Origin of the sequence: Duganella sp. Leaf61 (assembly GCF_001421905.1) — a bacterium.
Classification (GTDB): domain Bacteria; phylum Pseudomonadota; class Gammaproteobacteria; order Burkholderiales; family Burkholderiaceae_D; genus Rugamonas; species Rugamonas zoogloeoides.
Genome location: NZ_LMLM01000001.1, coordinates 448,725 through 474,259, shown reverse-complemented (window position 1 = coordinate 474,259; position 25,535 = coordinate 448,725). Strand labels below are relative to the sequence as shown.

At 63.6% G+C, this 25,535-nt stretch carries 26 protein-coding genes; 10 read left to right on the top strand and 16 right to left on the bottom strand.

The genetic code is table 11. From position 1 onward, the window contains the following. Window position 1 precedes the first annotated feature (1 nt). Window positions 2-1,300 carry a lipid IV(A) 3-deoxy-D-manno-octulosonic acid transferase gene (gene waaA, locus ASF04_RS02040; RefSeq protein ID WP_056137687.1) on the top strand — a complete coding sequence of 433 codons (1,299 nt, stop codon included), beginning with the start codon at window positions 2-4 and terminating at the stop codon, window positions 1,298-1,300. Here waaA and ASF04_RS02035 read toward each other — a convergent pair. The 11 genes from ASF04_RS02035 to ASF04_RS01990 form a co-directional block, all read right to left on the bottom strand. Next, complete coding sequence (locus ASF04_RS02035) at window positions 1,297-2,025, bottom strand: hypothetical protein (RefSeq protein WP_056137685.1); 729 nt, start codon at window positions 2,023-2,025, stop codon at window positions 1,297-1,299. The two genes, waaA and ASF04_RS02035, sit on opposite strands and share 4 nt — an antisense overlap. A 98-nt stretch (window positions 2,026-2,123) precedes the next feature. After that, on the bottom strand, window positions 2,124-2,303 hold the full coding sequence (locus ASF04_RS26445; RefSeq protein WP_082488493.1) for a hypothetical protein: 180 nt from the start codon (window positions 2,301-2,303) through the stop codon (window positions 2,124-2,126). A gap of 81 nt (window positions 2,304-2,384) precedes the next feature. Continuing rightward, the gene (locus tag ASF04_RS02030; protein ID WP_373922115.1) at window positions 2,385-3,446 is read right to left on the bottom strand and encodes a M48 family metallopeptidase; all 1,062 of its coding nucleotides are present in this window, start codon (window positions 3,444-3,446) and stop codon (window positions 2,385-2,387) included. Further along, window positions 3,383-4,084: a lysophospholipid acyltransferase family protein gene (locus ASF04_RS02025; protein WP_373922119.1), complete on the bottom strand. Its 702-nt coding sequence runs from the start codon at window positions 4,082-4,084 to the stop codon at window positions 3,383-3,385. Before ASF04_RS02025 ends, ASF04_RS02030 begins: the two co-directional genes overlap by 64 nt. A 66-nt stretch (window positions 4,085-4,150) precedes the next feature. Beyond that, window positions 4,151-4,738, bottom strand: coding sequence for a D-glycero-beta-D-manno-heptose 1,7-bisphosphate 7-phosphatase (gene gmhB, locus ASF04_RS02020; RefSeq protein WP_056137682.1), 588 nt, complete (start codon window positions 4,736-4,738; stop codon window positions 4,151-4,153). Further along, window positions 4,739-6,853, bottom strand: a complete 2,115-nt coding sequence (glyS, locus tag ASF04_RS02015) for a glycine--tRNA ligase subunit beta (protein ID WP_056137681.1) — start codon at window positions 6,851-6,853, stop codon at window positions 4,739-4,741. Between the two features lie 15 nt (window positions 6,854-6,868). Further along, window positions 6,869-7,810, bottom strand: a complete 942-nt coding sequence (gene glyQ, locus ASF04_RS02010; RefSeq protein WP_056137680.1) for a glycine--tRNA ligase subunit alpha — start codon at window positions 7,808-7,810, stop codon at window positions 6,869-6,871. 106 nt (window positions 7,811-7,916) lie between these two features. Beyond that, on the bottom strand, window positions 7,917-9,512 hold the full coding sequence (gene lnt, locus ASF04_RS02005; protein WP_056137679.1) for an apolipoprotein N-acyltransferase: 1,596 nt from the start codon (window positions 9,510-9,512) through the stop codon (window positions 7,917-7,919). Further along, window positions 9,512-10,396, bottom strand: a complete 885-nt coding sequence (locus ASF04_RS02000) for an HlyC/CorC family transporter (protein ID WP_056137678.1) — start codon at window positions 10,394-10,396, stop codon at window positions 9,512-9,514. The genes lnt and ASF04_RS02000 overlap by 1 nt, the downstream gene beginning before the upstream one ends. A gap of 98 nt (window positions 10,397-10,494) precedes the next feature. After that, window positions 10,495-10,986 (bottom strand): rRNA maturation RNase YbeY, encoded by a 492-nt coding sequence (ybeY, locus tag ASF04_RS01995; RefSeq protein ID WP_056137677.1) that lies wholly within the window; start codon window positions 10,984-10,986, stop codon window positions 10,495-10,497. Beyond that, window positions 10,970-12,070: a PhoH family protein gene (locus tag ASF04_RS01990; RefSeq protein WP_056137676.1), complete on the bottom strand. Its 1,101-nt coding sequence runs from the start codon at window positions 12,068-12,070 to the stop codon at window positions 10,970-10,972. Before ASF04_RS01990 ends, ybeY begins: the two co-directional genes overlap by 17 nt. A 329-nt stretch (window positions 12,071-12,399) precedes the next feature. Between ASF04_RS01990 and ASF04_RS01985 the strand changes: the two genes are divergently transcribed. Beyond that, complete coding sequence (locus ASF04_RS01985; RefSeq protein WP_019921364.1) at window positions 12,400-12,738, top strand: hypothetical protein; 339 nt, start codon at window positions 12,400-12,402, stop codon at window positions 12,736-12,738. 78 nt (window positions 12,739-12,816) lie between these two features. On the opposite strand, the gene ASF04_RS01980 is transcribed toward ASF04_RS01985, so the two are convergent. Together ASF04_RS01980 and ASF04_RS01975 are read right to left on the bottom strand one after the other, a co-directional pair. After that, window positions 12,817-13,662, bottom strand: a complete 846-nt coding sequence (locus tag ASF04_RS01980; protein WP_056137675.1) for an HDOD domain-containing protein — start codon at window positions 13,660-13,662, stop codon at window positions 12,817-12,819. Then, window positions 13,655-13,999: a hypothetical protein gene (locus ASF04_RS01975; RefSeq protein WP_056137674.1), complete on the bottom strand. Its 345-nt coding sequence runs from the start codon at window positions 13,997-13,999 to the stop codon at window positions 13,655-13,657. The genes ASF04_RS01980 and ASF04_RS01975 overlap by 8 nt, the downstream gene beginning before the upstream one ends. A gap of 185 nt (window positions 14,000-14,184) precedes the next feature. On the opposite strand from ASF04_RS01975, the gene ASF04_RS01970 reads away from it, so the two are divergent. Next, on the top strand, window positions 14,185-15,744 hold the full coding sequence (locus ASF04_RS01970; RefSeq protein WP_056137673.1) for a sensor histidine kinase: 1,560 nt from the start codon (window positions 14,185-14,187) through the stop codon (window positions 15,742-15,744). Between the two features lie 43 nt (window positions 15,745-15,787). On the opposite strand, the gene ASF04_RS01965 is transcribed toward ASF04_RS01970, so the two are convergent. Beyond that, complete coding sequence (locus ASF04_RS01965) at window positions 15,788-16,096, bottom strand: hypothetical protein (RefSeq protein WP_056137672.1); 309 nt, start codon at window positions 16,094-16,096, stop codon at window positions 15,788-15,790. A gap of 254 nt (window positions 16,097-16,350) precedes the next feature. Here ASF04_RS01965 and ASF04_RS01960 point away from each other — a divergent pair, with 254 nt between their 5' ends. The 5 genes from ASF04_RS01960 to ASF04_RS01940 all read left to right on the top strand — a co-directional run bounded on the left by ASF04_RS01960 (window position 16,351) and on the right by ASF04_RS01940 (window position 21,564). Next, window positions 16,351-17,217, top strand: a complete 867-nt coding sequence (locus tag ASF04_RS01960; RefSeq protein WP_229204883.1) for a ChaN family lipoprotein — start codon at window positions 16,351-16,353, stop codon at window positions 17,215-17,217. Next, window positions 17,214-17,540, top strand: a complete 327-nt coding sequence (locus tag ASF04_RS01955) for a thioredoxin family protein (protein WP_056137670.1) — start codon at window positions 17,214-17,216, stop codon at window positions 17,538-17,540. The genes ASF04_RS01960 and ASF04_RS01955 overlap by 4 nt, the downstream gene beginning before the upstream one ends. Before the next feature lie 103 nt (window positions 17,541-17,643). Next, window positions 17,644-18,927, top strand: a complete 1,284-nt coding sequence (locus tag ASF04_RS01950) for an MFS transporter (protein WP_056137669.1) — start codon at window positions 17,644-17,646, stop codon at window positions 18,925-18,927. 158 nt (window positions 18,928-19,085) lie between these two features. Next, window positions 19,086-20,489 carry an MFS transporter gene (locus ASF04_RS01945; protein WP_056137668.1) on the top strand — a complete coding sequence of 468 codons (1,404 nt, stop codon included), beginning with the start codon at window positions 19,086-19,088 and terminating at the stop codon, window positions 20,487-20,489. Window positions 20,490-20,559: 70 nt separating this feature from the next. Continuing rightward, entirely contained in the window at window positions 20,560-21,564 is a 1,005-nt protein-coding gene (locus ASF04_RS01940) for a LacI family DNA-binding transcriptional regulator (RefSeq protein WP_056137667.1), read from the top strand. Between the two features lie 88 nt (window positions 21,565-21,652). Here ASF04_RS01940 and trmL read toward each other — a convergent pair whose 3' ends face one another. Then, the gene (trmL, locus tag ASF04_RS01935; protein WP_026637204.1) at window positions 21,653-22,123 is read right to left on the bottom strand and encodes a tRNA (uridine(34)/cytosine(34)/5-carboxymethylaminomethyluridine(34)-2'-O)-methyltransferase TrmL; all 471 of its coding nucleotides are present in this window, start codon (window positions 22,121-22,123) and stop codon (window positions 21,653-21,655) included. 19 nt (window positions 22,124-22,142) lie between these two features. Continuing rightward, window positions 22,143-22,874, bottom strand: coding sequence for a ComF family protein (locus ASF04_RS01930; protein WP_056137666.1), 732 nt, complete (start codon window positions 22,872-22,874; stop codon window positions 22,143-22,145). Between the two features lie 142 nt (window positions 22,875-23,016). Between ASF04_RS01930 and ASF04_RS01925 the strand changes: the two genes are divergently transcribed. Further along, on the top strand, window positions 23,017-23,940 hold the full coding sequence (locus tag ASF04_RS01925) for a methyltransferase domain-containing protein (RefSeq protein WP_056137665.1): 924 nt from the start codon (window positions 23,017-23,019) through the stop codon (window positions 23,938-23,940). 374 nt (window positions 23,941-24,314) lie between these two features. After that, window positions 24,315-25,529 (top strand): cytochrome c oxidase subunit II, encoded by a 1,215-nt coding sequence (gene coxB, locus ASF04_RS01920; protein WP_056137664.1) that lies wholly within the window; start codon window positions 24,315-24,317, stop codon window positions 25,527-25,529. The last annotated feature ends 6 nt before the right edge of the window (window positions 25,530-25,535 follow it).

The following is a 25,535-nucleotide window of genomic DNA, read 5'->3' as shown; positions in this document are numbered from 1 at the left end:
GATGCGCCTGCTTTATACGCTGCTGTGGTGGCTGGCCCTGCCGCTGGTACTGGCGCGGCTGTGGCTGCGCGGCCGCCGCGAGCCGGGCTATCGCCAGCACTGGGCCGAGCGCCTGGGGCTGTATGGCAAGGCCGCACCTTCCGCAGCGGCGCCAGTACTGTGGGTGCACGCTGTCTCGGTGGGCGAGACGCGCGCCTCGGAGCCGCTGGTCGACGCCCTGCTGGCCGCGTATCCGGATAGCCGCGTCGTGCTCACCCATATGACGCCCACCGGCCGCGAGACCGGCCGTACCCTGTTTGCCAGGCATGGCGCGCGGCTGGTGCAGTCGTACCTGCCGTACGACACCGGCTTAATGGTGTCCGGCTTCATCCGGCATTTCAAGCCGTCGGTATGCATCCTGATGGAAACCGAGGTGTGGCCGAACCTGATCGCCATGTGCGGCCGGCGCGGCGTGCCGGTGGTGCTGGCCAATGCCCGCCTGTCGGAACGGTCGCTGGACAAGGCACAACGCCTGGGCGCGCTGATCCGCGCGGCAGCGCAAGGCATCACGCTGGTGGCCGCGCAAACCGCAGCCGATGCCGCCCGCGTGCGCGTGCTGGGCGTGCCGCGCGTGGAGGTGACCGGCAGTATCAAGTTCGACGTGGTGGTGCCGCCGGCGGCGCTGGCCGTGGGCACCACCTTGCGCGCGGCCATCGGCGCACGGCCGGTGCTGCTGTGCGCGAGCACCCGCGACGGCGAGGAAGCGCTGATCCTGGAAGCCTTCCGCCGCGACCGCGCGCAGCTGCCGGCCAAGACCTTGTTGCTGATCGTGCCGCGCCATCCGCAGCGCTTCGACGACGTGGAAAAAATGATCGGATGGCAGGGAATGAATGTACAGCGGCGCAGCACTATCGATACGGGCGCGCCGCTGGCGTCCCATATCGACGTGGTGCTCGGTGACTCAATGGGCGAGATGTTTGCTTACTACGACGTGTGCGATGTCGCTTTCGTGGGCGGCAGCCTGCTGCCGCTGGGCGGCCAGAATCTGATCGAACCGGCTGCGCTGGGCAAGCCGGTACTGATCGGCCCGCACACCTTCAATTTCGAACTGGTCACGCAGGAGGCGGTCGCCGCCGGCGGCGCCGTGCGCGTGGTGGACGCCCCCGAACTGATGGAGCAGGCGGCGCGCCTGCTCAACGACGCGCAGGCGTGCAGCGCCATGGGCGCCAGGGCTCTGGCATTCGCCAGCCAGCACCGCGGCGCCACCGCGCGCACGCTAGCGCTATTGCCGCCGCTGCTGCGCAGGGCGGCGGGTGATTAGTAACCCATTTTGCCGGCTGCTTGCTGCAGCGTGGTGTCGAGCTGCTTGCGGATTGCTGCGGCAGTACGCTGCTCCACGGCGGGGTCCTGCAGGCTCGACAAATCGTAGTTGAGTCCGATTTCCGTAGCAGGCACGCTGCCGTCCGGGCCGCCGGACATCCGGATTTCCTCGCCATTCTTATCCAGCAGCGCCAGCACGATGCGCGCATGGATGGTGGCCGCACCCACGTTTTCCTTGTTCATGGTCCTGGTGCGGATGCCCATGCCGCGCGCATAGGGGTTGTCGCTGGTGGTATCGAGGACCACGAACACCAGGTCGGCACCGGTGTCGCCCGCAATCGCCTGCAATTCGGGCTTGACGCGATGGGTGAGGGAGATCCAGGGGGTGCCGCCGTTCAATTTTTCCGCCAGCGCGGTATCGGGCGGGACCGCCACGACCGACCATTGCGGACGGGCCGCTTGCAGGCGTTGCTCCACCACGCGCAAGGCAGTGCGATTCAATTCGCCTTTCTGATCGACGACCTTGTGGTCGTTATTGAACACGGTCAGGCCGAAGTGCACCACCGGGGTCTTTTCCTCGAGAAGCGACACGATGGCAACTTTTTTGATATTGCGGTCCTCCTCAGCGGTGCGCGGCGGCGTCGCCGCGCAGCCGCTCAGTACTGAGGCGAACACGAGCAGGGTGACAGTGGAAGGGAAAAACTGGCGCAGGCGTTGAACGAACATGATTTCCTGATAGAAATGATAATAAGGCGCCTATTTTGCTGCCTCCATATCATTTCTGGCCAGAACAATTTAATTCATGAGGCATACGCCCAACAATCTCAACCGCCCCCAATACCCTCGATGATGACGCCGGTGCCGCCACAATTGGCGCAGGCGACGTGATCGCCATCCTGCTCGATCTGGCCACTGCCGTGACACATCGGACAGACATCTTCACCAGTGCCGGGCGTACCGGCGGGCGCATCATCGCCGGGATTGCGTGTGGGAGCGTTTGCCATGACGACCTCGAAAAATAAAAGGAAGTGTCATTTTTACACGTTCGCCTGACAAGCCGCACTCGTTTCGACTAAGCAACTGGATTAGTTGAACAGGACCGGCAGTTCCTGCGCCCGTTTGCGCAGCAGGTTGCGGGCGTCGTCGTATTCCGGATAAATCAGGCCCACGGTGTCCCAGAACGCGGCGCTGTGGTTCATTTCCAGCGTGTGCGCCAGTTCGTGCGCGACCACGTAATCGATCAGCGGCAGCGAGAAGTGGATCAGTTTCCAGTTCAGGCGGATCTTGCGGTCGGCCGTGCACGAGCCCCAGCGGGTGCCGGCCGATGACAGGCCGAACGAGCTGTAATGCACGCCTAGCCGTTCCGCGTACAAATCCAGGCGCTGCACGAACAACTGCTTCGCTTCGTGCTGGTACCACGCCTTGACGCGCTCCTTGAGCGTGTGTTCGGTGGCGCCCGGCAGCAGCACCATGGTCAGCTCGCGCGTGGCGGCATCGAAACTGCTGCGGTAGCGGCCGCCGACCAGCAGGCGCAGCGTGATGTCGGCGCCGAGGTAGGGGAGCTGGGCGCCGTCGATCCATTCCACCGGCGGCTTTTGCAGCCGGGCGGCGCGGCGTTCGCGGCGTTCCTTGAGCTTGGCCAGGATCCAGCCCTGCTTGGTGCGGATGGCGTTGTCGATCTCGGTGATGGTCACGCGCTTGGGCGCGGTCACGCGCAGGCCGTCGTCGTCGATCATGAAACCGATCGAGCGGCGTGTTGAGCGGCGCAGTTCGTATTCGAGGATGAATTCGCCTACTTGCAGCTGGCGCTTGGAGCTGTGTTCGGGCACAGGCGCCGGCGGGCGGGATTTGACGGGTACCGCGATGGCGGGCGGCGCAACCGGGGCAACTGGCGTAGCAGGCGTGATATAGGGAGAAACCGGCGGCGGCTTGGCCGCTGGCGGGGGCATCGACCAGACCGGCGCCGTGTACACCGAGCGGGGCGGCGGGGCCGCTTCGCGTCCGAACAGGTCGGGCTGGTCGATAGCAGCGGCTGCGGCGGGCTGTGCCACCGCTGGAACGGGCTCCGCCTGCGCCTGCGTGGTCAGGTCGTCGAGCCAGCGTTGTAGGCGTGGGGCGAAATGACGCGCATTTCTGATTCTATCCAATTTTCCACCTGTTGCATCATGCCGTCCGGCGTTTGTCCTTCGGAAGAAATAGGCTTGCCAATCGATACTGTAACAAGCCCTGGCCGTTTAATGAAAGAATTTTTGGGCCAGCATTCGCCCGAGTTGTGGGCGATCGGTACCACCACCGCGCCGGTCGCAATCGCCAGCCGGGTGCCGCCGCTCTTGTACTTGCCGGCCTGGCCCACGGGAATCCGTGTGCCTTCAGGGAACATGATGATCCACTGGCCGTCGGCCAGCCGTTTTTTGCCGATCCGCACCACGTGCTTGAAGGCGTTCTTGCCCTGCTTGCGGTCGATCGGGATCATGCGCATCAGCGCCATGGCCCAGCCGAAGAACGGAATGTACAGGATCTCCTTCTTGAACACGAACACGAGCGGACGCGGCAAGTTGGGCAGCAGGAAGATGGTTTCCCATGCCGACTGGTGCTTCGACAGCACCACGGCCGGCGCATCCGGGAAGTTTTCGGCGCCGCGGATTTCGTAACGGATGCCGCAGATCACCTTCAGGCACCAGACGATGAATACGTTCCAGCGCGACGTGACCCAGAAGCGCTTGTTATACGGCAGCGGCGCAGCCAGGAAGCATACCAGCGACCAGATCACGGTGGCCACGATCATCACGATGGTGAACAGCAGCGAACGCAAAAACAAAACGGGATGACCCAATGCAGACTCCAGATACTTTTATTGATTGATGGCAGGCGCCGGTGCAGGCACGGCGGCGGTCCTGAGCAGATGCGCCACCATGGCCGCCAGGTCCGCAAACACTTGCGTGCCGGGCGGCAGGCCGCCGGTGGCCTGGGTTTTTTCGCCCTTGCCGGTCAACACCAGGTACGGCACGCAGCCGCTGACATACCCCGCCTGCAGGTCGCGCAGCGAATCGCCCACGACCGGCACGCCTTTGAGGCTGACCTTGTAGCGCTGGGCGATCTCGGTAAACATGCCCGGCTTCGGTTTGCGGCAGTCGCAGTTGTCCGCTGCCGAATGGGGGCAGAAGAATACCGCGTCGATGTCGGCGCCCACCTGCTGTGCCAGGCTGTGCATCTTGTGGTGGATGGCGTTGAGGGTGACCATGTCGAACAGTTCGCGGGCGATGCCCGACTGGTTCGACGCGATGACCACCCGGTAGCCGGCCTGGTTCAGGCGCGCGATCGCTTCGAGCGAGCCGGGCACCGGGATCCACTCGGCCGGCGACTTGATGAAGTCAGGCGAGTCGTGGTTGATCACGCCGTCACGGTCGAGAATGATCAGTTTCAAGGAAGGAGCGCCCATTTATGCCGCCAGCTTCGAAATGTCGGCCACGCGGTTCATCATGCCGTGCAGCGACGACAGCAAGGCCAGGCGGTTGTTGCGCAGGGCAACGTCCTCGGCCATCACCATCACGTCGTTGAAGAAGGCATCGACCGCGTCGCGCAACTGCGCCAGGGTTTTCAAGGCATCTTCAAAATCGCCGCGGATGAACGCCGCGTCGATGTCCGGTTGCACGCGGGTGACCGCAGCAGCCAGGTCTTTTTCGGCCTGGTCTTGCAGCAGGGCGGTATCGACCACGGTGGCGCTCTCGCCGGCGGCGGCCAGGGCAGCCTCGTTCTTTTTCAGGATGTTGGTGATGCGCTTGTTGGCGGCAGCCAGCGAGGCTGCTTCCGGCAGCGCGGCAAAGGCTTTGACTGCTTCCAGGCGTTGCACGATGTCGTCCAGGCGGTCCGGGTTTTGCGCCACGACCGCTTCGATTTCATTTGGCGAGAAGCCGCGTTCGCGCAGGATGCCGCGCAGGCGGTCCATCATGAAGGCGGAGACATCGCGCGCCGGATCGGTAAAGCCGGCCACGCCGGTGAACTGCTGGGCCGCCGCTTCGAGCAGGCCGCTGATCGACAGCATCAGGCGCTTTTCGATCAGCATGCGCAGCACGCCCAGGGCGTGGCGGCGCAGCGCGAACGGGTCCTTGTCGCCGGTGGGCTGCAGGCCGATCGACCAGATGCCGACCAGGGTTTCGAGCTTGTCGGCCAGCGCCACGGCGGTGCCGGTGACGGTCGATGGCAGCGTGTCGCCAGCAAAGCGCGGCTGGTAGTGTTCGGACGCGGACAGCGCCACTTCTTCCGGTTCGCCGTCGTTGCGGGCGTAGTAGGTGCCCATGATGCCTTGCAGCTCGGGGAACTCGCCGACCATGTCGGTCAGCAGGTCGGCTTTCGACAGCTTGGCGGCGCGGGTGGCCATGGCAGTGTCGCCGCCGATCTGGGTGGCGATGAAGCCGGCCAGGCCCGAGACGCGCTCGCTGCGCTCGGCCTGGGTGCCCAGCTTGTTGTGGTAGACGACGTTCTTGAGCAGCGGCAGGCGCGATTCCAGCGTCTTCTTCTTGTCCTGCTCGAAGAAGAACTTGGCGTCGGACAGGCGCGGACGCACCACGCGCTCGTTGCCGCCGATAATCGCTTGCGGCGTGTCGGTGGCGATGTTGGAGACGATCAGGAAGCGCGAGCGCAGCTTGCCGTCGGCGTCGGTCAGCGCAAAGTATTTCTGGTTGGTCTGCATGGTGAGGATCAGGCATTCCTGCGGCACGGCCAGGAACGCTTCCTCGAAATGGCACGCGTACACCACCGGCCATTCGACCAGGGCGGTCACTTCGTCGAGCAGCGCTTCGGGCATCAGCACCTGGTCGGCGCCGGCGGCGGCCAGCAACTCGGCGCGGATTTTTTCCTTGCGCTGGTCCGCGCCGGCCAAAACCTTTCCTTGTGCTGCAAGGGTGGCGGCATAGCTGTCGGCGTCACTGATGGTGACGTCGCGCTGGCCGGGAGCGGTCAGGAAGCGGTGGCCTTCGGTCACGTTCGATGCGGTCAAACCGAGCAGGGTCAAGGGCAGCACGGTGGCGCCGTGCAGCGCGACCAGGCGGTGCGCCGGGCGCACGAATTGCACGGTGGCGCCGTCCGGGCGCTGGTAGCTCATCACTTTCGGGATCGGCAGCTTGGCGACCGACTCCACCAAAGCCGCTTGCAGGCCTGCTTGCAGCGCGCTGCCGGCGGCGGTATAGGTGTAGAAGAAGCTCTCGGCCTTGCCGTCCTGGGCGCGCTCGAGTTCGGCCACGGTCAGGTTGGGGAAGCCCAGGGCGTTCAGTTTTTTCGCCAGCGGCGCGGTCGGGTTGCCGGCCGCATCGAGCGCCACCGACACCGGCAGCACTTTTTCGCGGATCGATTTATCGGGCGACGTGGCGCGCACGCGGGTGATGGACACGGCCAGGCGGCGTGGCGTGGCGTACGACGTGGCAACGCTGTCGGCTTCCAGGTAGTCGCGCGATTTCAGGCCGTTGACGATGCCGTCGGCAAATGCCTTGCCCAGTTTGGCAAGCGCCTTGGGTGGCAGTTCTTCGGTCAGCAGTTCGATGAGCAGGGTTTGAGTCATGTTATTCAATTCTGATTATTCGGCCACAGTGGCAGTGGCAGCAACGGCAGCAGGGGCCAGCGGGAAACCGAGGCGTTCGCGCGATTCGTAATATGCTTGCGCGACCAGGCGCGACAGGGCGCGTACACGGCCGATGTAGGCGGCGCGCTCGGTCACGGAAATGGCGCCGCGGGCGTCGAGCAGGTTGAAGCTGTGCGACGCCTTCATGATCTGCTCGTAGGCTGGCAAGGTCAGCTGCGCTTCGATCAGGCGCTTGGCTTCCGACTCGTGGTTGTTGAACTGGGCAAACAGCAGCTCGGTGTTCGAGTGCTCGAAGTTGTAGGCCGACTGCTCCACTTCATTTTGATGGAACACGTCGCCGTATTTCAGCGTTTTCGTCACCGGTTCGCCGGCCGCGCCGTTTTCTTCCCAGGTGGTCCACACCAGGTCGTACATGTTTTCCACGCCCTGCAGGTACATCGCCAGGCGTTCGACCCCGTAGGTGATTTCGCCGAGCACCGGCTTGCAGTCGAGGCCGCCCACTTGCTGGAAGTACGTGAACTGCGTCACCTCCATGCCGTTCAGCCACACTTCCCAGCCCAGGCCCCAGGCGCCCAGGGTTGGCGACTCCCAGTCGTCTTCCACGAAACGCACGTCGTTCTGCTTCAGGTCCAGGCCCAGCGCAGCCAGCGAACCGAGGTACAGGTCGAGGATGTTTTCCGGCGCCGGCTTCATCACCACCTGGTACTGGTAGTAGTGCTGGCCGCGATTCGGATTTTCGCCGTAGCGGCCATCCTTGGGACGGCGCGACGGCTGCACATAGGCGGCGCGCCATGGCTCCGGGCCGATGGCGCGCAGGAACGTGCCGGTGTGGAACGTGCCGGCGCCGACTTCCATGTCGTATGGCTGGAGCAGGGCGCAACCTTGCTGGTCCCAATAGGTTTGCAAGGTCAGGATAATTTGTTGGAATGTCAGCATCGTGTGTGGTCTAGGGCGCGCCAGGTGGGCGGGCGCGCGGGTTGCAGTTTCACTAAAGGAGCAATTTTAGCGGGTTTTACGGGGGCTGGCGCCAAACTATCGGCTCCTACGCTGCTGCGGCGGCGTTTTTCTCCGCCCGTGACCGTTTTGCCCACAGCCACGCCCCGCCCAATGACAGCAGCGCCAGCGCCAGGAACAGTTTATTGCCCAGCACGATGTACGGCGTGGTGCCCGCCATGCCCTGGACGTTGGCGGCCAGCGTGCCGGTGGTGTTTACCGCCAGCTGTTCGCGCACGACGCCGCGGCCATCGATAATGGCGGTGGCGCCGGTATTGGTGGCCCGCAGCATCGGACGTCCCGTTTCCAGCGTGCGCATTTGCGAGATCTGCAAATGCTGGGGGATGGCGATGGTGTCGCCAAACCAGGCCAGGTTCGAGACGTTGAGCAGCATGGTGGCCGGCTGCTGGCCCTGCGCCGGGGTATTCAGTTGCGCGGCGATTTCCTCGCCAAACAAGTCCTCGTAGCAGATATTGGGCAATACCAGTTGGTCGCGGATGGCAAACGCGGGCTGGATGTCCGGGCCGCTGGTCTGGTCGCCAAGCGGGATCGACATCAGGTTGACGAACCAGCGAAAGCCCCACGGGATGAACTCGCCGTACGGCACCAGGTGGTGCTTGTCGTAGCGGTAGTAGCCGCCAGCCACCTGCGCCGCGCCCGGGTTGGCGGCGATGCCGAGCACGCTGTTGAAATACGCGGTGCGGCTGTCGGCCATCGGGATGCCGAGGATCAGGTTGCTATTGGTCTGGTGCATGAATTGCGCCAGGCCGGGCAGGTAGTCGGGCGGCAGCTGCTGCGGCAGCATGACGATGGCCGTTTCCGGCGTGGCGATCAGGTCGGCCGGCGCGGCGGTAATCGCGTCCTGGTACTGGCGCATCACGGCCGCCACGCGCGCACCGTCGAATTTTTCCGCCTGCGGCACATTGCCCTGGATCAGGCGCACCGAGATCGGGTGGCCTTGCGGGTGGGTCCAGGCGATAAAGCTCAGGCCCACGCCAACCACCGACACCGCCACCACCAGGGCCAGCGCGCGCAGGCGGGTGCGGTGGAATACCAGCAGCAGGGCGCCAGCGGTCAGCGCCGCCAGCCAGCCGAGGCCATACACGCCAACGATGGGCGCGAAACCTGCAAGGGGGCTGTGATTGTGGGCATAGCCCGACGACAGCCACGGAAAACCGGTAAACAGCCAGCCGCGCAGCCACTCGAATAGCGCCCACAGGGCCGGCAGCAGCAGCAAGTTGGCGGCCGGCAGCGGCAGCGCCCATTTTTTGCGCAGCCAGGCAGCCATGCCCATGGCCAGCGCCACGTAAAAGCCCATGGCCCAGGCCAGCAGGGCGACAGCAACCGCCGCCAGCGGTGCGGCCATGCCGCCGTGGTCGTGCAGGGAAACGTAGAGCCAGTGGACGCCGGCAGCGGTCCAGCCGAAGCCGAACGCCCAGCCAATCAGGCCGGCAGCTTTGACGCTGCTGCTGCGCAGCACCTGGTAAAACAGGGTGGCCAGGCCCAGGATTTCCAGCGGCCACCAGCCGAACGGCGCAAAGCCCAGCACGCACAGCGCGCCGGCCAGGGCCGTGACGAGCATGCGGCCATGGGTGCTGCGCTGTGGCTTGGGTGGGGCGTTGGGATCGGCGCGGCGAAAGCGCATTACAGGACGTCGCCGTCGCTTGGGGCCGGTGGCAGTTTTTCCACCAGCAGCACGTGGATCTGGCGGGCGTCGGCACGCAGGACTTCGAAGCGCAAGCCCTGGTAATTGAAGACGTCGCCCTTGTGCGGCATGCGCGACAGGTGCTTGGCGACCAGGCCGCCAATGGTGTCGACATCGTCGTCCGGCAGTTCAGTGTCGAGCTCTTCGTTGAATTGCTCGATCTCGGTCAGCGCCTTGACGCGCCAGCGCGGGCCGCGCGGACCTTCCTTGATCGACAGGATGTTGTCTTCTTCCTCGTCGAAGTCGTACTCGTCTTCGATGTCGCCGACGATTTGCTCGAGCACGTCTTCGATGGTGATCAGGCCAGCAACGCCGCTGTATTCATCGACCACGATCGCCATGTGGTTGTGGGTGGCGCGGAAGTCGCGCAACAGCACATTGAGGCGTTTCGATTCGGGGATGAACACGGCCGGGCGCAGCATGGCGCGCACGTCGAACGATTCTTCGGCGTAGTAGCGCAGCAGGTCTTTGGCCAGCAGGATGCCGATTACCTTGTCGCGCTCGCCCTCGATGGCGGGAAAGCGCGAGTGGGCGGTTTCCAGCACGATCGGCATCCATTCTTCGATCGGGCGGGAAATGTCGATCACGTCCATTTGCGAACGCGGCACCATGATGTCGCGGGCGGACAGGTCGGACACCTGGAACACGCCTTCGATCATCGACAAGGCGTCGGCGTCGATCAGGTTGCGTTCGTGGGCGTCATGGAGAACCTCGAGCAGTTCCGCGCGGTTCTCGGGCTCGGGGGAGATAAAGGCGGTCAGGCGTTCAAACAGCGACCGATGGGGTTTGGCGTCAGTTTTGACGCCACTAGAGTGCTCTTGCATAGTAGGCGTGAGCCATTGTTTTGAAGGGGTATAGGATACACCAAATGGTGTCGATCAGAGGCTTTTGTCAAAAAAACCAGTCATGTTCGCGGAAGTTCCTACTGTTGACCGGTCTTCTCCTGGGCATAGGGATCGGCAAAACCGAGCATTCCCAGCAGTTCCGTTTCGAGCGCTTCCATCTCGGTCGCTTCCTCGTCGTCCTCGTGGTCATAGCCCTGGGCGTGCAGCACGCCGTGCACGATCAGGTGCGCCGTGTGTTCTTCCACCGTCTTGTTCTGTTCGGCGGCTTCCCGCTCCAGCACGTCGGTGCACAGGATGATGTCGGCCACGGTGGGCGCATCGTCCGGCAATTCTTCGCCTTCGTTGTAGGCGAAGGTGAGCACGTTGGTGGCATAGTCCTTGCCGCGATAGTCGCGGTTCAGGGTGCGGCCTTCGTCGGCATCGACAAAGCGGATGGTCAGCTCGGCCGGCGCGAACAGCGCGGCGCCGATCCAGCGCCTGAGCTTGGCACGGGTGACCAGGGTTTTCAGGCGCGGATCGGGATATTGCACCGACAGCGTCAGCGACTGCGGACTATTTTTTTCGGACATTTTTCAGGGCGGTGGTTTTGAGCAGGGGGGCGATTTCCGCCTCGTGGTTTTGCGCGGTCTCGTAGGCATCGACAATCCGGCCCACCAGCGGGTGGCGCACCACGTCTTCGCTGGTGAAATGGCTGAAGGCCACGCCGCGCACGTCCTTGAGCACCTGGACTGCATCGACCAGGCCGCTTTTCTGGCTCTTGTGCAAGTCGACTTGGGTGACGTCGCCGGTCACCACGGCCTTGCTGCCGAAGCCGATACGGGTGAGGAACATCTTCATTTGTTCGACCGTGGTGTTCTGCGCCTCGTCGAGGATGACGAATGCGTGGTTGAGCGTGCGCCCGCGCATGTACGCCAGCGGGGCGATCTCGATCACCTGCTTCTCGAACATCTTCTGGGTGCGGTCGAAGCCGAGCAGGTCATACAGCGCGTCGTACAGAGGGCGCAGGTACGGATCGACTTTTTGGGTCAGGTCGCCGGGCAGGAAGCCCAGGCGTTCGCCCGCTTCCACGGCCGGGCGGGTGAGGATGATGCGCTTGACGGCGTCGCGTTCGAGCGCATCGACCGCGCAGGCCACGGCCAGGTAGGTCTTGCCGGTGCCGGCCGGACCCACGCCGAAGCTGATGTCGTGCTCGAGGATGTTGCGCAGGTAGCGGATCTGGTGCGGCGTGCGTCCGCGCAGGTCGGCGCGGCGGGTTTTCAGCACCGGGCTGTTGATCTCGGGCTCGACGAACGGCGCGGCAGCCACGACGCGCGCAGCTTCCTTCGCCGGCGCGGACGCATCCGAGGTGGCGGCGGACGCGGCTGCGGCGGCAGCGTGGAGGCCGGCGCGTTGCTCGACCAGCGCCAGTTGCACTTCCTCGATCGGCACCACCTTGTTGGCGATGGCATAGAACTTTTCGAGGATTTGCACCGCGCGCTCGGCGTTGTAGCCGCTGACGATGAATTTTTCGCCGCGCCGGAAAATGGTGACGTCCAGCGCCGCCGAAATCTGGCGCAGGTTTTCGTCGAGGGGGCCGCACAGGTGGGCCAGGCGCGTGTTATCGAGCGGCTCGGGGACGAAGTAGTGCGGCTGGACTGGGGTCTTGGTTTTCAATGGCGTTGGGCTTTATGGAAGAGGAGGCGCCGGTGCGCGTAGCCGCTAGTTTAGCGTAAAACGACCGGCCGCCGCCCTTGCGTGCGCCACGCAGCCGCCCGCTGTGTTGGAATAGCATGGTTGCCATGTTTTCTACATGGCGATTGATGCCGCACAATCTTGCTTCGAGCGGTCTATCGGACAGCCCGGCTTTTGCGCATAGAATAATATTGCTTTAAAAGCAATTCACAGAAAAGTCTGAAAAGTCCATTTGTTAATTATTGAAAACTCTAAGTTTTCCTTAAGTTCGGACCAGCAATATCTGTTCACCCAACCAACGAGGACACATCATGGCACACCACGCACTCGCATCGCAGGAAAGCTACAACCCCAACCACCTGCTCGACATTCTGCTGGGCAAGATGCAACTGAAAAACGACGCCGCGCTCTCGCGTCTGCTGGAAGTGGCGCCGCCGGTCATCAGCAAAATTCGCCACCACCGCCTGCCGGTCGGCGCTTCGCTGCTGATCCGCATGCACGAAGTGACCGGCATGAGCATCCGCGACCTGCGCGACCTGATGGGCGACCGCCGCACCAAGTACCGCCTGTCCGACGCCCAGGGCCGTCCCAAGCCTGAAGACCGCAGCAGCAACGACAAGGCTTCGGCCGGAAACGTAGCACATCACTAATGCGCCCCACGCTCCGCACCTGTCGCGCCGGTCTTCTGACCGGCATGGCAGGGAGCCGCGGCCTTTAGTACGACAGCTTCAGCTCAGCAACACCATCGAAATCTCTTCGTATTGCAATTCCGTCTCGCGGAATATCTGCAAATAAATTTCCTCGTCTAACCCCAGCGCCGTCCACGCCACGTTCGACACTTGCGGCACCAGGTCGTCCTGCACCTGCGCCAGGTCAAGCGCGTGCACGATCGCGTCCGCCACGTGGATGATGGTGGCCAAAAAGCCCGCGCCCGGCACTTCCGGGGCATGGTGCCAGGCAATCGCATGGCGCATGGTATCCGAGAAATTCCAGTGTTCGGCCAGCGCCACGCCCGCCTGCACGTGGTCCACGCCCAGCACTTGGCGCTCCGCCGCCAGCAAATAACAGTCGTGTTCTTCGCGGTAAGCAATGGTCATCGAATACTGGTTCGGAAAGCATGACACCAGCACCAGCCGGCCGATATCGTGCAGCAGTCCGGCCGTAAACGCGTAATCCTGGTTGAAGCGCATGTGGCGCGCCAGCACCCTGGCGCAGGCGGCGGTCGCGATCGAATGGCGCCAGAACGCCTTGTCGTCGAAGCCGGGGCAATGGCCCTGGGCGAAATAGCCGGTGACGGCGGCAGCCGTGATCAGATTGCGTGTGGTCTGGAAGCCCAGGTACGTGATGGCTTGCTGGATGGTCGTCACCTTCACTTGCAGGCCGTACAGCGACGAATTGGCCAGACGCAGCGTCTTGGCGGTCAGGGCCTGGTCGTGCGACACTTTTTTGGCCAGCACGGAAATATCGACGTCTTCCTGGTCGATGCTGTTGAGCAACTCCATGACCACCGCCGGCAGCGACGGCAAGTCGTCGAGGTTGCGCACCACGTCGTCGTAGCTGACGGTATTACTCATGGTCGTGCTCCTGGCGGCCCAGGCGGAAATCGCGCACGAAGCGTTGCAGCAGGCTGGTGGCCCAGTCGTCGCCGGCTTCGGCATCGGTCTTGCGGAACAGGTGGGCGATGCGCGCCTCGTGGTGCTGGCGGGTCGCTGCGGTTTCCTCGGGCGACGCTTCGCCGGCTTCCACCGGCAGCATTTCAATGCCGTGGCGCGGCATCAGCGCCAGCATGGCCTCGGTCAGCACCGCGCCCTGCGGCAGCAGGACCTGGCCCTGCACGTCGAGCAGCACGTCCGACAGGACCATGCCCGGCCGCACATCGGCCAGCGCCAGTTGATGATAATTACCCGTCATTGCCGTCTCCCGAAGATCCCTGTTTCGGTCGATATTACCATTGAGAACGTCCTGAGTCTGCAATGCCGGTCCGTGTTGCGGTTATCACGCATCGGGGAGGCGGCCAAGCCTTGCTTGCCAAGATGCATTGCTTACCTTACATTGGCTTGTTGCCGTTAAATCCAGCGCAAGGGAGGTTAAATTCGATGTTTGGCATTCAAGGCCGCCTGACGCTGCTGTTCGTGGTGATCGTTACCCTCGTGCTCGGCATTTCCGGTACCTACGCCCAGCACAGCCTGTCCCAGGAACTCGAGGCCGGCAGCCAGCGGCTGCGCCAGGGCGTGCTGGCGCGCCTGCAGACAAGCTTGCCTTCGGCGCTGTGGGACCTGGACAAGGCCAAGGTCGATAACATCGTCGCTGCCGAGATGATGCCGCCCGAACTGGTCTCGATCCGCGTGTACGACACGTCGGTCGGGCTGTTCTCCGGCCGGCTGCGGCGCGAGGACGGCACCCTGGTGCCGATCGAAACCGATGCCGCCGTGGGTGGTACGCCGGTGGTGGCCGACCTGGCCTACCGCGATTCCGGCGGCGCCGGCGCCGCGCTCAAGCCGGTGATCGTGGGCCGGGTGGTGGTCAATTTCAGCCGCGCCCAGATCGAGGCCACGCTGGCGGCCGAGGTGCGGCGCAAGGTGATTGAAGTGTTGCTGCTAGACCTGATCCTGGTGGCGGCGCTGGCCTTGTCGCTGCGCATCGTGTTCCACCCGCTCAAGCGCCTGCGTGACGGCCTGTTCGACCTGGCCACCCGCGACAGCGACGAGGTCGAGGAGTTGCCCGACAACCGTCGCGACGAATTGGGCGAAGTGATCCGTGGCTTCAACGCCATCCAGCGCAAGGTCAAATCGAATATCCAGCGCATCCGCGAGGCCGAGGACGAGGCGCGCCAGGCTGCCCTGGCCACCACCCGCGCACTGGACGAACTGCGGCGCGCGCAGGAATCGTTGCTCCAGGCCGAGCGGCTGGCGTCGCTTGGCGGCCTGGTGGCCGGCGTGGCCCACGAGATCAACACGCCGGTCGGCATCGCGCTTACCAGCGCCTCGGTGCTGATGGAGGCGACCGAGAAGGTCCACGCGGCGGTGGCCGAAGGCACGGTCAAGAAATCGGATATCACCCGCTACCTGGAAACAGCTGCCGAAAGCACGCGCCTGATCATGAACAACGCCTACCGCGCCGCCCACCTGATCCACAGCTTCAAGCAGATCGCGGTGGACCAGGTAAGCGAGGCGCGGCGCCGCTTCGAGCTGCGCGACTATATCAACGAGGTGGTGTCGAGCCTGCAACCAAAGCTCAAGAAGACCCGGATCACGGTCAGCATCGCCTGCCCCCCCGACCTGATGCTCGACAGCTATCCCGGCGCGCTGGCCCAGGTGCTCACCAACCTGACGCTCAATTGCGTGGAACATGCGTTCGAGGCGGAACAGGAAGGGCGCATCACGATCGGCGTGGCGCGCCAGGGCGACTGGATCGAGATGCAGGTGAGCGACAACGGCAAGGGCATCGCCCCGGACATGATCGACAAGGTCTTCGACCCGTTCGTCACCACCCGGCGCGGCCAGGGCGGCACCGGCCTGGGCCTGAACATCGTGTTCAACCTGATGGCCAAGCAGTTCGGCGGCACCATCACGGTGGCCAGCGTGCTGGGGCAGGGCGCCAGCTTCACGCTGCGCATGCCGTGCGTGACACCGGTGGCGCCGGCCGCGCCGGAATAAAAAAATCCCGCACCAGGCGGGATGTCGGTGAAGCAGGCTACGCTCAGCGGTCGAAACGTTCCGACGACCGGCGCCGCGAGGTCACACCCAGGACCAGCAACCCCATCATGAACATCAGCGAGGTTTGCAGTTCCGGCACCGGCAGCGGTGCTTCGTCGACCTTGGCCACCGGTTGCCGGTCCTGCGCGGCCGGTTGGCCTTCTTGCTGTGCAAGCTTGTCGCACGGGGCATCTGCCGTACATTCGTGGAAGGCCGATGCTGCGAGTGCGTCAGGCGTGGCGGTGGCTGCGGCGGCAGCGCCACACAGGCCCAACGCGAAGATGGTGGTGCTCAACAACGATAAAATTTTCACATGACACTCCTGAAACTGTACTGGGCGCCCGGCTTAACAACAATTTAATGCGTTATCCGTATAATTTTTGCGCCAGATCGGGTGGACAACTGACCGAACTGGTATTTAACCACAATTCATAACATATTGCTATTTTAGTTTATTCAGCAGAAATTTATTATTGCACTGCACCAACACTGTCAAACGCTGCGCGCAGTGCGCCATAAATTAGATCCATCAAATCAACCAATTAGCATGCAAGGGGACGATATCCCATGATGTACAGACTCCGATTCATGTGTGGCGCCAGCGCACTGGCCACCCTCGCACTGTTGAGCGGCTGCGCGGGCGGGGCCAGGCCCGCTGCCACCGCTGCCGCTCCTGCAGCGGATGCAACGTCGGCGCCGCAAGGTCCGAATCCCCAGGTACTGCTGCTGGGCGAAGTGCATGACAACCGGCAAGGCCACCGTTTGCGCTACGAGTTGCTGCGCCAGCGCGTGGAAGCGGGCTGGCGCCCGGCCATCGTGATGGAGCAGTTCGACCGCGAAAACCAGGATGTGCTGGACCAGGCGCAAAAGGGCTGCCTCGACGCCCAGTGCGTGATCCAGCTCGTCCACGGCCCGCGCTGGGACTGGCAGTTGTACTACCCGGTGATCCAGCTGGCGCTCACGTACCACTTGCCGCTGGTGGCGGGCAACCTGTCGCGCGCCGACGCTTCGCGCGTGGTGCGCGACGGCATACAAGCCACGTTCGACCCGCAAAGCATCAGGAACTACCGCCTGGACCAGGCGATCCCGGCCGACCTGCGCGCCGCCCAGCAGCATGAGATCGAAGCCGGCCACTGCGGCATGTTGCCGGCCATGATGGTCGATGGCATGGTCAACGCCCAGCTGGCGCGCGATCTGTGGATGGCCAAGATCATCCGCGACCAGCGTCCGCGCGACGTGGTGCTGATCGCCGGCAACGGCCACGTGCGCAAGGATATCGGCGTCGCGCGCTGGCTTAACCTGATCGAGCCTATACTGACGGTGCGCGCCGAAGGCTACGTGGAGCCGGGCGACCATGCCGGCCGTTATGATCAAACCTATGCGCTGAGCACGCAGGAACGTCCCGATCCCTGCGCCAAATTCAGGAAAAAATGAAAACACACTACCAAGCCGAGGCGCCGCAGCGCGCCGAGATCGATGCCCTGCCGGGCGCAGTCCTGCTCGAGTTCGGCGCCAACTGGTGCGGCCACTGCCAGGCCGCCCAGGCGCCGCTGGCGCAGGCATTTGCCGGTCATGAGCAGTTGACTCACTACAAGGTCGAAGACGGCCCTGGCCGTGCGCTGGGCCGTTCGTTCCGCGTCAAGCTGTGGCCCACCCTGATTTTCCTCAAGGATGGCGTGGAAGTGGCGCGCGTGGTGCGCCCGCTGGAAGCGGCCGCGATCGCGGACGGTTTGCAACAGATCGATCCCAAGGCGTGAGGTTTCTCTAAGCAGTACTACCTGCTGCCGCTGTCTTTGCTTGGCATCCTGCCAATGGCGTGTGTATGATGGGCCGCACCGTTTATTTGCAGGAGCCTTACGCATGAGTCCGTCCAAACCGGCCCAGACCAACAAGCCGGCCACCGTGCTGTTCGCCAGCCTGATCGGCACCACCATCGAATTCTTCGATTTCTATATCTACGCCACCGCTGCCGTGCTGGTGTTCCCCAAGCTGTTCTTCCCCGCCGCCGACCCCGCCGCCGCCACCTTGCAGTCGCTGGCGACGTTTGCCATCGCCTTCTTTGCGCGGCCGATCGGCTCGGCAGTGTTCGGCCACTTCGGCGACCGCGTGGGCCGCAAGGCCACGCTGGTGGCGGCGTTGCTGACCATGGGGCTCTCGACGGTGGTGATCGGCCTGCTGCCCACGTATGCCACCATCGGCACCTGGGCTCCGGCCCTGCTGGCGCTGTGCCGCTTTGGCCAGGGCCTGGGCCTGGGCGGCGAGTGGGGCGGCGCGGTGCTGCTGGCCACCGAAAACGCGCCGCCTGGCAAGCGCGCCTGGTACGGCATGTTCCCGCAACTGGGCGCGCCGATCGGCTTCTTCCTGTCGGGCGGCATTTTCCTGCTGCTCACCGAGGTGCAGACCGATGCCGAATTCTTTGCCTACGGCTGGCGCATCCCGTTCCTGGCCAGCGCGCTCCTGGTCATCGTCGGTTTGTACGTGCGTCTGAAAATCCACGAAACGCCGGACTTTCAGAAAGTGCTGGAAAAGAACGAGCGCGTCAAAGTGCCGGTGGTGACGGTGTTCCGCGACCATGGCGCCATGCTGGTGCTGGGCACCCTGATCGCGCTGGCCACCTTCGTGCTGTTCTACCTGATGACGGTGTTCGCGCTGAGCTGGGGCACGACCGCCTTGCACTTCTCGCGCAAGGATTTCCTGATCCAGCAATTGTTTGCCGTGCTGTTTTTCGGCCTGACGATTCCGGTCGCGGCGGTGTGGGCCGATCGCCATGGCCGCGCCCGCACCTTGATCTGGATTTCGGCGGCAATCGCCATCTTCGGGCTGGCGCTGGCGCCGCTGTTCGGCTCCGGCAGCACCGCGCAGGTGACGGTGTTCCTGTCGCTGGGCCTGGGGTTGATGGGACTGACTTATGGTCCGCTGGGCACCATCCTGTCCGAGCTGTTCCCGGCCGAAGTGCGTTACACCGGCGCTTCGCTCACCTTCAACCTGGCGGGCATCCTGGGCGCCTCGCTGGCGCCGTACATCGCTACCTGGCTGGCCACCAACTATGGCTTGCAGTACGTGGGCTACTACCTGAGCGGGGCGGCGGTGATCAGCCTGGTCGCCTTGTTGCTGGCCCGCCCGAGAATGGCAGCAGCGGCATAAAAAGCCGCTTCGCGCAACGATTTGATCATTTGGTGGCTGCCTTTGAGCAGCCACTTCTTTTTTCTTGCTTCACAACTTTGATGGTTGTACGATGACATATGACATGATCTCGTGGAGACAGAGAGATCATCAACATAAACATAATACAAAGTGATGCCATGAATCTGAGCGAGCCCGTCAACCCGCAGTCAGTCGGCCAGGCCGTCGGTAAATACCGGTGGACCATCTGTGCCTTGTTGTTTTTTGCCACCACCATCAATTATCTCGACCGCCAGGTGCTCAGCCTGCTGGCGCCGGACCTGTCCAAGGAATTCGGCTGGACCAATACCGATTACGCCAATATCGCTGCCGCGTTCCAGTTCGTGTACGCGGTCTCGATGCTGCTGGCCGGCCGCGTGGTCGACCGCATCGGCACCAAGACCGCGTATGTCGTGGCGATCGTGATCTGGTCGCTCGGCGCCATCCTGCACGCGTTTGCGGTGCCGATGGGCGAGGGCATTGCCGTGGTGGCCGGCGCCTTCGGCCTGGTGGTGGTTCCGTCCATCATCGGTTTCATGGTGTCGCGCGCGGTGCTGGCGATCGGCGAGGCCGGTAACTTCCCGGCCGCGATCAAGGCCACTGCCGAATACTTCCCCAAGAAGGAGCGGTCGTTCGCCACCGGTATCTTCAACTCCGGCGCCAACGTGGGTGCGATCCTGGCGCCGATCAGCGTGCCGCTGATCGCTTCCGTGTGGGGCTGGCAGTGGGCGTTCATCATCATCGGCGCGGTCGGCTTCTTCTGGATGGCGCTGTGGCTGTGGTTGTACGACAAGCCGGAACAGCAAAAGCGCATGAGCGCCGCCGAACTGGCCTATATTCGCAGCGACCAGGTGGTCAAAGCGGAAACAACCGAGGAAGCGTCGGCCGCTGCCGCCCGTAAAACCTCGTGGTTCCAGTTGCTGAAATATCCGCAGACCTGGGCTTTTGCCTTCGGCAAGTTCATGACCGACGGCGTGTGGTGGTTCTTCCTGTTCTGGCTGCCAACCTATCTGTCGGCCCAGTACGGCATGAAAGGCGACGCCATCATCGTGCCGCTGGCCGTGCTCTACAGCATGACCATGATCGGTTCGATCGGCGGCGGCTGGTTCCCCAGCTACTTCATGGCCCGTGGTTATGCGCCGTATGACGGCCGCATGCGGGCGATGTTTGTGATTGCCTTGTTCCCGCTGCTGGTGCTGCTGGCGCAACCGCTCGGTTCGATCAGCTTCTGGGTGCCGGTGATACTGATCGGTATCGGCGCCTCGGCCCACCAGGCCTGGTCGGCCAACATCTTTACCACCGTGTCGGACATGTTCCCGCAAAAGGCGGTGGCGTCGGTGGTCGGTATCGGCGGCATGGCCGGCGGTATCGGCGGCGTGCTGCTGACCAAGCTGGGCGGCTGGGTGTTCGATCACTACAAGGCGGTCAACGATATCTACACCGGTTACATGATCATGTTCGCAATTTGCGCCGTGGCTTACCTGGCAGCGTGGACCGTCATGAAAATCCTGGTGCCGCGCCACAAGGAAATTACCGATCTGTAAGGCTTGAAGCACCTTGGGCGCGTGCTAAGATCGTTGCCACGATCGATCACGCGCCCACTTCCTGCCTGCAATGAAAAAAAACGTAGCAACCATCCGTGACGTGGCCGCCGCCGCCGGTGTTTCGACCGCCACCGTGTCGAAGTTCGTCAACGGCGCGCAACGGTTCTCACCGGCAGTCGAAGCCACCATCAAGGAAGTGATTGCCAGGCTGGGCTACCGGTCCAATCCGCTGGCGCAATCGATGATCACGGGCCGCACGCGCAGCATCGGCCTGTCCATCCTCGACATCAACAATCCCCATTTCACCAGCATCGTCAAGGGCGCCAACCGCGTGGCCCTGGCCCATAACTACACCTTGCTGCTGGTCGATACCGAAGAAAACGCTGACCGCGAACGGCCACTGGTCGAGGCGCTGAGCCGCCGCGTCGATGGCCTGATCCTGTTCTCGCGCATGGTCGAGTCGGAGATGGACTGGCTGATGGACCTGGGCAAGCCGCTGGTGTATTTTGGCCGGCCCACGCGGTTGCCATTGCAGTGGGTGAGCAGCGACGACACGCGCGGCGCCGCCATGCTGGCGCGGCACCTGCTGTCGCTCGGTCACCGCCGGTTCGCCTACCTGCGCTTTGCCCGCGCCCGTCGCGACCACGACCGGCTCGACGCCATCCGTGCCTGCCTGGCCGAACATGACCTGGACCTGGATGTGTACGAGGGCGGCACGCCCACCTCGGCCGAGGGCGAACGCGTGTGCTCGGCGATCTTGCTGGGCGGCAATCCGCCCGATGCGCTGATCTGCTACAACGACTTGATGGCCCTGGGCTTCATGAAGGCAGCGCAAACCCTGGGCTTTTCGCTGCCCGACGACCTGTCGGTGGCGGCGTTCGACAATATCTCGTACGGCCAGTACACGTCGCCGGCACTGACCACGGTCGATATGCAAAGCGAGCGGATGGGGGCGACCGCAATGGAAAAACTGATCGCCGCCATCGATGGCAAGCCGGAGCCGGAGACCGGCATGATCGAACCGCAATTGATACTGCGCACTTCAACTTCCCGTAGGAATGGTAATAGCGCCTGAGAACGCCGCCAGAGCAAGGCGCAGCGACGAAGACAGTACGCCAGTACGGCAAGGAGCTGCAACGCCGCTATGGCGGTGTTGTCAGATGCTATACGCCGCCGGCGTAGCCGTTTTGGCGCCAAGCCTCGAAAACTACAACCGCGACCGTATTCGAGAGATTGAGACTGCGGTTGTCGGGCCGCATCGGCAGGCGGATCCGTTGTTCGGCGGGGAAGTTGTCGCGCAGGGCGGGCGGCAGGCCGGCCGTTTCCGAACCGAATACGAATACATCGCCCGGGCGGAAGCTGGCATCGGCAAACGGCGACGAGCCGCGCGTGGTCATGGCAAACATGCGCGACGGGTCCGGTTGCAGGTCGGCGCAGAACGACTGCCAGTCGGCGTGCACCTTCATTTTCGCGTACTCATGGTAGTCGAGGCCGGCGCGCTTGAGCTTGGAATCTTCGAGCGGAAAGCCGAGCGGCTCGATCAGGTGCAACTGGGCGCCGGTGTTGGCGCACAGGCGGATGACGTTGCCGGTATTGGGCGGAATTTCGGGGTGGACCAGTACGACGTGAAACACAATGTTCTCCTTCAAAAATTCAATGGGGCGGGGTGCGCGCGAACACCAGGTTGCTCACGCGCGCGGCGCCGTGGCGTTTGAGCGTGGCCGCCATTTCGTCGAGCGTGCCGCCGCTGGTCATCACATCGTCCACCACGCCGATATGGCGGCCGCGTACCAGTGCCAGCGCCGGGGCGGGCACGGCAAAAGCGCCGGCGATATTGGCGCGCCGATCTTCGGGCGCCACGCTGCTTTGCGCGGCTGTCTCGCGAGTGCGCGCCACCAGCCTGGCTTGCAGCGCCACGCCCAGGCTGCGCGCCAGCGGCCGGGCAATTTCCAGCGCCTGGTTGTAGCCGCGCTGCGCCAGCCGGCGCGGGCCCAGCGGCACCGGGCATAGCAGATCGGGCAGGGCGCCAGGACTTTCCGCCGCTGCCGCTGCCGTCACGACCGCCAGCCGCCGCGCCATCAGCGCCGCGAGGGCCAGCCGGTGGCCGAATTTCAGTTGCAGCACCAGCTGATCGACCGGTAGTGCGTAGTCGCAAGCGACCACGGTGCGGTCGAATGCGGGCCGCGCGGCGATGCAGTGGCCGCACAGCGTGGCGCCAGCCACGACCGGATTGGCGCAGCAAGGGCAGCGCGGCACGGCGGCAGTGGGACCGAAAAACTGGTCCACGCAGGCTGCACAAAGGGTGTCGTCGCTGCCGGCGCCGCACAGCGCGCACGAGGTGGGCAACAGCAGGTGGAGCGCTCGCCGGATCAGCTTGCCATTCATGCCATGTTTCCCAAAAAACGCGGCCCATGGCGGCCAGCCGGGCGCCAACCATGTACACTGCCGACATTATCGCATCAACCTGCGGCCGCCTGGCGTCATCCGGCACGGCCCATCGCAGGTGGAACCCAACTGTCAACCATATATGCACGTGCCTGCCAACCCGCCCAAACTCAGCGCTCCGATTGATCTCGATCATGTGCGCGCCCTGTTTTCCCGTCTCGACCGCACCCGCCCCGCCGATTTTTTGCGCCGGGAAATTGCCTCGCGGATGGTGGACCGGCTGGAATTGGTTAAAATCGCGCCCTTGCGCGTGCTCGATGCCGGTTGCGGCGACGGCGCCGACCTTGGTGTGTTGCAAAAAATGTACGCTGCCGCCCAGATTCTCGGCGTCGATGCGGCCGAGGCGCCGCTGCGCGCCGTGCGCAGCCAGGGCGCCAAGCAGTCGTCGCTGAACCAGCTGCTGTCCAAGCTGCTGCCGTCGAAGGCCGGCATCGACCTGCTGTGCGGCGATTTTGCCGATTTGCCGCTGGCGCCGAACTCGATCGACCTGGTGTGGTCCAACCTGGCGCTGCACTGGCATCCGCAGCCCGACCGCGTGTTTGCCGAATGGCGCCGGGTGCTGCGGGTCAACAGCCTGCTGATGTTTTCGTGCTTCGGGCCCGACACCCTGCGCGAACTGCGCACGGCGTTTGCCGAGGCCGACCTGGCGCCGCACGTGCTGCCGTTTGTCGATATGCACGACTTCGGCGACCAGCTGGTGGAGGTGGGGTTTTCCACGCCGGTGCTCGACATGGAAGTGATCACGGTCACGTACGACACCGCGCAAGCGCTGCTGGCCGACGTGCGCGCGCTGGGCGGCAATCCGCTCGGTACGCGCAGCCAGGGGCTGATGGGCAAGCAGGCCTGGCAGCGCATGCTGGCGGCGCTGGAACGCCAGCGCCGGCCCGACGGCAAACTGGCGCTGACGTTCGAGGTGATCTACGGCCACGCGTTCCGGCCGGCGCCGCGCACCACGTCCAAGGGCGAGGCGATTATCCGCTTCGACCTGCCGCGCAAGAAGAATTAAAGGTCGCGCATAGCGCGATCACGCCTTGGACGCAAGCAAAATGCGTCCCGGAGACAACAGAGTTGCAAAATCGTTTATTTGTTGATGTGCGTGGTTTTTGTTCTATATAATCAATAACCAACTTTGCCTGTGAATCATGGGCAAAGCCGTTATCCGGGCACCAATTGAAACGAAGCGAGCAGTTGATTTAAGCAGCATCAGGCTTTTGTATTGTTCTCTCGCAGCACGCTGTGACGTAGGGGATGGAGACAAAGGCTTCAGAGTCCCGGCAGTGTGCAAACGGGACCTGAAGTTGTTTAAGGAGCGACGCGGGTTTGGTTTACCGGAATCCAGGTCGTTACAAAATAATTACACTTGGGTTTGTTGGGGAAAACATGACACTTGCGAAGCGACTTACATCGTTCATGCTCGGCTTTACGATGACGGCAGCCGGTATTGCAGCGAGGGCAGCAGAAACCGCCGGAACGTACGGCCCGGCCACGGGCGGCACCGGCGGCCCAATTGAAAAACAACTGAACCTGCAGCCGCCCGCCACCCGCATCGCCACCGAGGTCTACGATCTGCACACGTGGATGATGATTGTATGCCTGGTGATCTTCGTCGCCGTGTTCGGCGTGATGTTCTACTCGATCTTCAAGCACCGCAAATCGCTGGGCCACAAACCGGCCACCTTCCACGAATCGACTGCCGTCGAAATCGCCTGGACCGTGGTGCCGTTCCTGATCGTGATCGGCATGGCGCTGCCCGCCACCCGCACCGTGGTCGGCATGAAAGACACCAGCAATGCCGACATCACCATCAAGGTCACCGGCATGCAATGGAAGTGGGGCTACGACTACCTGAGCGGGGAGGGCACCGGCATTTCCTTCCTGTCCAACCTGGCCACGCCGCGCGCGCAAGTGGGTGCGCCCGGCTTTGCCCCCACCGAAAAGCGTGGCGACACGTACCTGATGGACGTCGATAACGAGATGGTGGTGCCGGTCCATAAAAAGATCCGCATCGTCACCACCGCCGCCGACGTCATCCACTCGTGGTCGATCCCCGCGTTTGCCGTCAAGCAGGATGCGATTCCCGGCTTCGTGCGCGACACCTGGTTCAAGGCCGAACACACCGGCACCTATCGCGGCTATTGCTCCGAGCTGTGCGGCAAGGAGCACGCGTTCATGCCGATCGTCGTGCGCGTGGTGTCCGACGCCGACTACACGGCCTGGGTCGATGGCAAGAAAAAGGAAATGGCGGCGCTGGCCGACGATCCGAACAAAACCTTTACCATCGACGAGCTGAAAACGCGCGGCGAAAAAGTCTATACCGCCAACTGCGCGGTCTGCCACCAGGCCAACGGCAAGGGCGTGCCTAGCGCCTTCGCGCCGCTGGACGGCTCGGCCGTGGTCAACGGCGACAAGGCGGCGCAAATCCACGTGCTGCTCAACGGCCAGAAGAGCGGTAAATATCCCGCCGAAATGCCGGCGTGGAAGCAGCTGTCCGACACCGAAATCGCGGCCGTGATCACGTACACCCGCAACAGCTGGTCGAACAAGCCAGAACAAAACATCGTCCAACCGGCCGAAATCGTGGCTGCACGTAAATAAATCCAG